The organism is Phycisphaerae bacterium, from assembly GCA_035384605.1.
In the GTDB taxonomy this organism is placed as follows: Bacteria; Planctomycetota; Phycisphaerae; order UBA1845; family PWPN01; genus JAUCQB01.
The window spans coordinates 1-6,552 of the sequence record DAOOIV010000180.1; the positions used below are offsets into that span (position 1 = coordinate 1).

The window sequence follows — 6,552 nt, forward strand, 5'->3', positions numbered from 1 at the left end:
CCGTGCCCGATTCCCCGTCATCCGATCCACCCCGAACGCCTCGCCCAACCTCCCCGCCCCACCCCACATCCTTGGCCGGAAGGACGCAGACTTGCCGACGATCAACGGCCCCATCGCCACCCCGACGGCCGAGCCTCCGATCGAGTCGCAGGAGTCAGCCCAGTGGTTCACAACCACGGCCGCCATCGGCGGCGCGACAAGAGGACCGCTCCCCGCCAGCCAGACGATCCTGGCCATGTCGTCGCTGACCATCTCCAGCCATCCCGGCACACGCCACCTGACCCTCACCGATGCCGAGTTCCTGGACATCAGCTACGGTACGCTTCCCTCCACATCCGCCCAGCCGCCGCGGATCATCGGGCAAAGACAGCAATCCCCCATTACTGAATCGGCGCTGTAAAACTCGCGATGTTCCCCGAACCGCCGGCGACAGCGATTCATCCTTCTCCCCTTCTTGGGCGTTCCTGCCAAGCCCGGTATACTCTGCTCGTGCAAACTCGGAGAAGCCGACCAGGCAGCTCGTGCACCAGGGGGCTGAGTCGACCCGAGGCCGGCCGCTACAAATGGCGGCGAACTTGAGCAGAATCGCCACAAAGGGATCTGAGCCGAGCATGGTGGCCCAAGCAGCACAACCGATCCTGAGATTCCAGGATATTTCCAAGTCCTTTCCCGGAGTCATCGCCCTGCAGAATGTCAGTTTCGAGATCCGTACCGGCCACTGCCACGCACTCATCGGGGAGAACGGTGCGGGCAAGTCGACGCTCGGCAAGATCATCGCCGGCATTCACGCTCCGAGCGAAGGAGTCATGTACCTCGACGGGCGACCGGTGCAGTTCTGCTCTCCGCTGGATGCGGTTCAGGCGGGTATCGGCATGGTGCATCAGGAGCTGTGCTCCTGCCCGAACCTGAGCGTGGCCGAGAACCTCTGCCTGGGCAACCTGCCGACCCGGTTCGGGCTTCTCAATCGACGGGAGATGCGCTCGCACGCCCGGGCGATGCTGACCCGGATAGGGGCGGACATCGACGTCGATGCCCCCATTGCCTCGTTGTCCACCGGACAGGAGCAAATGGTGCAAATTGCTGGTGCGGTGGGGACCGGAGCCCGAATCATCGTGATGGACGAGCCCACAAGCTCGCTGGCGCTGGCAGAGACCGAGCGATTGTTCGCGTTGATCGATAAGCTCAAGGCTCGCGGTGTGACGCTGATCTACGTTTCGCATCGCCTGGAGGAGGTCTTCCGCCTCTGCGACCGGGTAACGGTGCTTCGCGACGGGCAACACATCGAGACCGCCGACGTTTCCGATATGACCACGGACAAGATCGTTCAGCGGATGATCGGCCGGCCGTTGGAGCAATACTTCCCCGCGCATCTGGACTCCAGGCCGGGGTCGGAAAGGCTGCGAATCGAGGACCTGTCCTCACCGGGTAAATTCCGGAATATCAGCCTGACGGTAAGGGCCGGCGAGGTTGTCGGGCTGGCGGGCTTGGTGGGAGCAGGGCGAAGTGAAGTGGCCCAGGCCGTGTTCGGCTTGGACCCGAAGGCCACCGGCCGTGTGTTGATCGACGGCCGACCGGTCCACATCCGCTCACCTCGTGAGGCCATGGCTCTTGGAGTGGGCTTTCTGCCCGAGGACCGCAAGACCCAGGGCCTGGTGCTCTCCATGGGCGGTCGGGCCAACCTGTCATTGCCGATCCTCAATCGCCTCTGCAGAGCCGGCTTCGTCCGCACGGGCTACGAAAAAGCCCTGACCCGCCGTTACTTTGATCGACTTCGGGTTCGCACGCCCCACATCGATGCACCCGTCTGGTCGCTTTCGGGCGGCAATCAGCAGAAGATCGCCATGGCTAAGTGGCTGGCAAGCCGCTGCGCGATTCTGCTGATCGACGAACCGACGCGGGGCGTCGACGTCGGGGCCAAGGCCGAGATTCATGCCCTGATCGACGAACTCGCTCGTGAAGGGGCGGCGATCCTGCTGATCTCCTCCGAGCTGCCGGAGGTCCTTAATCTCAGCACACGAATAATCGTGCTTCGCGAAGGGCGACAGGTCGGCGAGCTGTCGCGGGCTGAAGCAAGCCAGGAATCGTTGATGCGGTTGATGGCCGGCGTGAAGACATCACTCACGAATTGGCCCCTGCCGTTGTGAGCAAGACGATGGGTAACGATCGGTTGTCAGGTTCCTTAAGGGTATTTCATACCGATAAAAGAAGCTCAGGAGTCCTGCGCCTGGGTTCATTGATTCTGACGGCCCTGCTCGCAGGTTGTGCCGGGCTACGCCCTGGCATTCCTGCCGCGTCGTCGGCCACCATCAGTCAGCCCGCTATAATTCCCTCCGCCACTCAACCTGAGTCAAGCATGCCCGGTGTCCCCCTTCGTCTGGGTGACCGCGACATTCTCTATCTCACAGGTGTGACCGCACATCTGTCCCGCCGCTCCGTTGAGCACATGATTGTGCCCCGGCCTCTGGCGCAGAGCCCGGGTGTCGGTGAGCTGGTGGATGACGTGGTGGTCTCTCATGCTCTGGCCGCAATGGCTGGCGGTGCCCCGGAAATGACCTGCCAGATTGTATCGCGTGACAACGGCCGTCAGGTAACCGTTGCCGTCGAGTCGAGAAGCAGGCTGCCGCAACTGAGTCTGACGGCCGTGTTGCCGGCCGACGTTCATCCGGCTCGATATCGTCCTCCGGAGGGCTTCCGTGCAACCCAGACGGCAATCGGCCCGGCAACGAGGCTTTTGTTTGACAGTCTGTATGACGGTTCCGGCGGTACGTACGCCACGTACTCGGGAGATGTCAGCATCGAGTCATCTTACGGCGGCTATCGGCTGAAAGCCCGGACCGACGCTACGATGAACAAAAAAGTCGTTCTCCTGAGGCTTCATCTCCAGGTTTCCGACCATGGAGAAGGGACCTCCTTGAGGCCTCCGCTTCCTGTCGAACGGCTGGCGCCGCCGGTTCCGCTGAAGGAGGCGCGGCGATTGGCGAGCGAGTGGGCCGTTGCCCCCTCTGCCGAAGTAACCGCGATGACCTGGCTGACAGAGGCCCTGAACCGCCTTCCGGTTGACCGATTCGAACTCCTTCGGCGGACTTGCCCGCTCCAGCCGATCCGTCGAGTCGATCGCTTCGGCGATACCACGGCGTGGAACCTCGCCATCGGCCGCCCGCCTGAGCAATGGAACGTGCTGCTCTTGAGCAACCCGTCCGCCGTCGCCAAGACAGAGACCATCGGCCTTAAGCGCCTCGGTATCTCGCCGCCTGCCAGGAGCCGCTTGGCTGTCTACGATTTCTGGCAGCAGCAACTCCTGGCGGTTACGGACGAGGTGTTTGAGACTGACATTCCCCCGGGAGACTGTCGCGTCTTGTGCGTCCGCGATGTGCGACCGAACGAGCCGCGTGTGCTGAGTACCAGCCGTCACATCACTCAGGGCTTAACAGATCTGACCGACGTCTCTTACGACCCGCAGTCAATGACGCTCAGCGGCAGAAGTAATTTGTTTCCGGATGAGGCGTATGAATTGCGCATACTGTTGCCGATCGACCGGAACTCGCTCGAGATCGCAACAGTGGACGCGAACATGGTCTCGTCGTTGATTCGATCTCACGGACCGTTGCGCATGGTCACGCTGCAGAGCAATACTGAGCAGACCGTTTCATGGAGCATCGCATTCCGAAGGGCGTCGCTGCCGCTGTCGCCTCCACCTTCCCCGGCTCGAATGTCGACGCAACAAAACACCCGCGGCGTCTTGCTGTCATGGGACGCAGCAGAGTCGCGGCCGGCGCGATACCGCATCTACCGCGACGGCAAACCGCTGGCCACCGTGGCTGGCTTTGAGAACCAATACCAGGACAGCGATATCGTCTATGACACTTCATATGCTTACACGATGCGAGCGGTAGACTGGGCAGGGCAGGAGTCTCCGCCTCTGCCCGAGGGTGTGCATCGAACACCGGTCCCCGCAAACGCGTACCTGACGCAGCTTGTGCCGCTCTTCATCGGGGGCCCTGCTCCCTCGGCCGATCGCAACGTCGGAGGTAACCCGCTGCGAATGGCCGGACGCCGCTATCATCGAGGCCTGGGCACCGTGCCGGGCAATCGCATTGACTACTTGCTCGGCAAGGGATACGACCGCTTCAGCGGGGAAGTGGGCATCGATGATGCCACGACGGCCAAAGGGCGCGCGCGGTTCGAGATCCTTGCCGACGGTCATCTTCTCTTCAGCAGCGAGTCGCTGGCGGTCGGAGACAAGCCGCAGCGATTCAATGTGCCCGTCAATGGATGCCGGAGACTGACGCTGGCCGTTGTCAGGGTTGACGACGGCGACGGCCAAGTGCATGCCAACTGGGGCGACACGTATCTGCGAGCGTCGGCCACACCCGGTCGATGACATGATCCCGTATTAACGTTATCATGGTAACCGACAAACGCGCCTGTGTCCGGATGGAGGTCTTCAGATGAGAACACGCATTCTGGGATTATTCGTTCTGGCCTTGGTCATGACGGCTCTGCCGTCATGCAATTCATCGGCGGATGAAACCGATTCTTCCGCAACAGCGCCGCCGGACTATAAGCCGCCGGCGAAAGCCGCGGAACCCAAGCCTGCGCCCAAACCGGCTCCCGCCGCTGCCACTCCTGCCTCTCGACCGACCAACACACAGGTGGTCATCGAGACCAACATGGGAACGATGGTTGTGCGCCTCGATGACCAGCGCACGCCAATCACGGTGGCGAATTTCCTGCAGTATGTTGATGACAAGTTCTATGACAACACCATTATCCATCGGGTGGAGAGGAATTTCGTGATCCAGGGAGGCGGTTTTGACACCACCCTGCGCGAAAAGGAGACGCGTCCGCCGATAATCAACGAAGGCAAGAAAGGACGCCAGAATACTCGCGGCACCATCGCCATGGCCCGTACTTCCGAGCCCAACTCAGCCACCTGCCAGTTCTATATCAACCTCAAGCACAACGCGACCTTGGATGGCGGGTACTGCGCTTTCGGCGAGGTCATCGAAGGCATGGACGTCGTGGACAAGATTGGTGCCGTTCCGACAGAGAACCGCGGCGGCGCGTTCACGGCCATCCCTATCGAGCAGGTGGTGATCCGGTCAATCCGGAGAAAATAGGCAAAATGGCCGCATGGTCCGATATTGTTTTCCGGCCCATAAAGAAGCCGGAAAGAAAGCGCCCGAAGCGTTTTTCAACATTTCCTGCGCCCTGGTTGATGACTTCGGGGTGACCGTCGTGATATGATCGGCAAAGTGCGATTCGCCGGCACTTTGTGGACAACAGCACGATGCGTCGCGAGTGGCAATATTCGGTTTCAGCACTTGCTGCCCTGGTCTTCGCAGCGTTGGTCGGCTGCAGCGGCGGCGTTCTGCCCAGTGGACCGGCCGGCACCGGCGCGCAGGAAGTGTTCAATCTGTTGCGCCTTGACGGGGACGTGGCGGATACAAGCGGCAGTCTGGCCGCTGAGGAACCCTGTCTTGAGCTCGGTGCTCCAGACACCGCCGTTCAGAAACGTCTGTTTGCTGAACTGAACAACTATCGCGTCAACCATGGGTTGTCGCCGCTGGTTTACAGCAAGCGTCTGGAGGCTGCGGCTCAGGCTCATCTGTCGGATATGTACGAACGCGGTTACTTCGCCCATATCACGCCCGAGGGACTTGAACCGGGTGACCGGGCGATGGAACTTGGCTTCTGCCACAGGTATGTGGGTGAGAATCTGGCGGCCGGGCAACGGACCGTGCAGGCAGTCATGCGAGCTTGGGACAACAGCCCGTCGCACCAACTGAACATGCTGGAACCCGACTACGTGTATGTGGGGCTGGGGCACTTCGTGGATCCGATCACGGGGCGCCAATACTGGGCCCAGGAATTCGCATACCACGTCGTCGAGTAACGAATCGCGAGATCGAGACGAGGAGGAGACGGCCGGGTTATTCCCGGCCGTTCTCATGCGCCCGGTCACCGTTCACACCGACTCGATCGCTTCATCCAGGATGGGAGCCAACTTGCTCCAGGAGAATCGAGCGGTGGCTCGCTTGGCCCGATCGGGATCGCCCTGCCAGAGGTCGCCCTTGGTGAGGCGTTCAGCCAATTCTCTCAGCCGCTCGGCCAGACCTTCGGCTTCCCTTTCGTAGAAGAAACACGAGACGTCCCCGGCAACCTTGGGATCGAGGATCTCCGGATAAGCCAGTCGCTTGGGCAGGAGGGGATAGGCCCCAGCGGCGATCGCTTCGACCGCGGTGATGCCGAAGAACTCGTGGTTGGCCGTCGAGACGAAAACGTCGGCCTCCATCAGAGCTTCTTCGTAATCCTGCCGCGACTCCTGAAAACCCCAGCGATCGATGTGGTGGAAGAAATACTGCCGGGCCCAGTCAAAGATCGGCGGACGCTCGCGGAACTGCTCGCCGATGACGCTGATGCGGAAATCAACGCCGCCGAGCTTGAGAGACTTGAGAGCCAGAAAGAAGGCGTCAGGATTCTTGTCGTGTTCCCAACGCGCGGCCCAGAGAATGCGGATGGGCCCGGGCATTCGTTCACCCCGCTTGGGAA

6 protein-coding genes are annotated in these 6,552 nt (G+C 61.4%); 5 read left to right on the forward strand and 1 reads right to left on the reverse strand.

What is annotated here, in order from left to right:
- From PLL20_21185 to PLL20_21205, 5 genes are all read left to right on the forward strand, one after another.
- Positions 1-400: hypothetical protein (locus PLL20_21185; protein ID HPD32516.1), on the forward strand; the 400-nt coding region annotated here is incomplete at its 5' end.
- Positions 401-611: 211 nt separating this feature from the next.
- Positions 612-2,144, forward strand: a complete 1,533-nt coding sequence (locus PLL20_21190) for a sugar ABC transporter ATP-binding protein (GenBank protein ID HPD32517.1) — start codon at positions 612-614, stop codon at positions 2,142-2,144.
- A 209-nt stretch (positions 2,145-2,353) separates the two neighbouring features.
- On the forward strand, positions 2,354-4,381 hold the full coding sequence (locus PLL20_21195; protein HPD32518.1) for an NPCBM/NEW2 domain-containing protein: 2,028 nt from the start codon (positions 2,354-2,356) through the stop codon (positions 4,379-4,381).
- A gap of 67 nt (positions 4,382-4,448) precedes the next feature.
- Positions 4,449-5,120, forward strand: a complete 672-nt coding sequence (locus PLL20_21200) for a peptidylprolyl isomerase (GenBank protein HPD32519.1) — start codon at positions 4,449-4,451, stop codon at positions 5,118-5,120.
- Positions 5,121-5,290: 170 nt separating this feature from the next.
- Positions 5,291-5,896 carry a CAP domain-containing protein gene (locus PLL20_21205; GenBank protein ID HPD32520.1) on the forward strand — a complete coding sequence of 202 codons (606 nt, stop codon included), beginning with the start codon at positions 5,291-5,293 and terminating at the stop codon, positions 5,894-5,896.
- Between the two features lie 72 nt (positions 5,897-5,968).
- On the opposite strand, the gene PLL20_21210 is transcribed toward PLL20_21205, so the two are convergent.
- Positions 5,969-6,552 (reverse strand): glycosyltransferase (locus PLL20_21210; GenBank protein ID HPD32521.1); only part of this gene is annotated, 584 nt, incomplete at its 5' end.

What these genes read in the sequence shown, in the direction of transcription:
- PLL20_21190 (HPD32517.1), top strand. Translation starts at nt 612, where the DNA reads ATGGTGGCCCAAGCAGCACAACCGATCCTGAGATTCCAGGATATTTCC.
- PLL20_21195 (HPD32518.1), top strand. Translation starts at nt 2,354, where the DNA reads ATGCCCGGTGTCCCCCTTCGTCTGGGTGACCGCGACATTCTCTATCTC.
- PLL20_21200 (HPD32519.1), top strand. Translation starts at nt 4,449, where the DNA reads ATGAGAACACGCATTCTGGGATTATTCGTTCTGGCCTTGGTCATGACG.
- PLL20_21205 (HPD32520.1), top strand. Translation starts at nt 5,291, where the DNA reads ATGCGTCGCGAGTGGCAATATTCGGTTTCAGCACTTGCTGCCCTGGTC.